This window comes from Domibacillus tundrae (genome assembly GCF_000970675.1).
GTDB lineage: Bacteria > Bacillota > Bacilli > Bacillales > Domibacillaceae > Domibacillus > Domibacillus tundrae.
This window is the reverse complement of record NZ_LAJA01000046.1, coordinates 1-2,227: the sequence shown is the minus strand read 5'-3', so window position 1 is coordinate 2,227 and position 2,227 is coordinate 1. Positions and strand designations below refer to the sequence as shown.

General features: G+C 36.4%; 2 protein-coding genes. Both read left to right on the top strand.

Annotation, left to right across the window (positions count from 1 at the left end; genetic code table 11):
* Window positions 1-29: 29 nt before the first annotated feature.
* Entirely contained in the window at window positions 30-95 is a 66-nt protein-coding gene (locus VQ00_RS19580; protein WP_425388398.1) for an FRG domain-containing protein, read from the top strand.
* A gap of 176 nt (window positions 96-271) precedes the next feature.
* Complete coding sequence (locus VQ00_RS17525; RefSeq protein WP_052728656.1) at window positions 272-1,360, top strand: RICIN domain-containing protein; 1,089 nt, start codon at window positions 272-274, stop codon at window positions 1,358-1,360.
* Window positions 1,361-2,227 lie beyond the last annotated feature (867 nt).

The following is a 2,227-nucleotide window of genomic DNA, read 5'->3' as shown; positions in this document are numbered from 1 at the left end:
CTTGACGGGGGTAAGATCAATCAAACGTGATGATACTCCGGATGCAACATCATGGTGTAAAAACAAGACTTTTAGATTGGACAGAGTCTTTTTGATTGTTCATTTTCCTTTATTAACTACCTTTTTATGTAGTTTACGATACCACACCGATAAGGGGTGATTTCAATCTTCATAAAATTTGTCGAACGAAAATTAAAGGATTCCTACAACAGTTATGGAAATATGTAGTCATGGGAAACTAAGGTTTTCCGATTTCGAGAGGAGAGGAATTATGACTATTGAAATAAGAGAAGATACCTTTTATCAAATTTTTAGTAAGAATAGTGGAAAAGTGCTTGATGTGCTTAATTGGAGCTATGATAACTCCGCTAAAATTATTCAGTTTGAGAGTCACCGAGGAGATAACCAACAATGGATGTTTTTCAAGTTAGATGGAGGGTATTATGCTATTGTTAGTAAACATAGTGGAAAAGTGCTTGATGTACGGGGAGAAGACCGTAAAAATGCATCTCTAATTCAGCAATTCCAGTGGCGTGGTGATGCAGGTAACCAAAAATGGATAATAAAGAAGGTTCCAGACAAAGATCGTTACGCATATTTACAGGCCAAACATAGCGCAAAAGTGATAGATGTGCTTGGCTTTAATAAAAATAATGGTGCAGATATTGCTCAGTGGGATCTGGTAGGTGGAGAAAATCAAATGTGGGAATTTGTTCCTGTTGAAAACATTAGTTTTCCAGAGATCAAAACTGGTGAACTTCCCGATTGCCCACAATTTAAAAGTCTTAGTGACAATTTACCCGACAGCACTGATCCAGTGGTAACTTCTTATGTAAAGATTCCCTGTATATATGTGAATGGTGATTTGGAAGATCAAGTTAAAATGAAAATTTCCCCCTATTATATATTAAAGAAAACGCAGCACTGGCAAAAATTGGATTCCATGGTTATAGCGCCAGGTAAAACTCAAAAATCCAGAATCGAAACTGGTATAACACAAACAGATCAACAGTCTATGAATCAAACATTAAATGTATCAATTACTACTGATGCAGGATTTGATTTTGAGCCATTCTCCGCTAGTATTTCAACGACTATTTCCGCAGGATTGGAAATGAATAGAAGTAGTATTACGGAGAGAATGACTAGTCAAGTTATAGAAGAAGAGCTGACGAATCCCACAGATCATTTATTAGCATGGGCTAAATATGCCGTCGTGAACGAATTTAGTTTACATCGAATGGATGATAATCTTTCATTGATAAATAGTTGGAGATTTACAGACAATAATCGGACTAAAGAAACTGCTTTTCCGGTAGGTGCTCAAAATAAGTTATTATCGGAAGTGACCACTCAATAACTTTTGGAAATTAAAAAAATTAAATTAACCGTTTCTTTAGGTCGATTTCCCAACTTGGAAGTCGGCTTTTTTGATTTCACTAAATAAATAAAAAGTGTCGTAACTCAAAAGTTTTGACCACAAACTAAAAAAGCCCCATTTTCAGAAGCTATTTTGAATACAACATAATTACTATTATGTTTCGTTCGTTCTGGATACGATCAAAAATGAGCACATCAAGACATCGGTCCAAAACTGGACACATCTCTAAAAAAAAGTGTGGAGGTTAAAGGGGTGTCTAATTTGACCATCCCAACATGGACAGCACCGGGCAAGGGGAACTAAATATCATTCTCCTTCTCCTTAAAGGGAATAATCTCGAAGATGTTAAAACGCCATACAGGCGATTCTGGGGCGTCTTAAAAGGGTGTCCCGAAAAAAGGACGGCCTTCAGAAAAGATCAGCGCAAAATTGCGCACATCTCCTCAAAACTGAGGGAATGTATTGAGGGCGTACCAAAATGTACTACGTTGATGCTTCTCAAAAAAAAGAAACATCACAAAAGTGTGTTGAGGGAGAACCAAATTTCGTTCCCCTTTTGAAAGATCGGCTCAAAATTGCGCACATCTTTTATGCATAAAAACTGTACTAATCGAAAATGAAACAGGACGAAAAAACGTTGGATTGACGCGAATGTATGGAAAATGAATAAACGATAAAAAAGCCAGATTCACCAAACGCTGGTGTATCAAGGATTTAACCTCTATTTAAGTTTACATAATACATCGTATGAGTAGTTGAAAAACGCCCCAGATCTTTAAAATCCGAGGCGTTTCTAATACAACATAATTGCATTTATGTTGCATTTGGGAATGTATATTTTTTTCG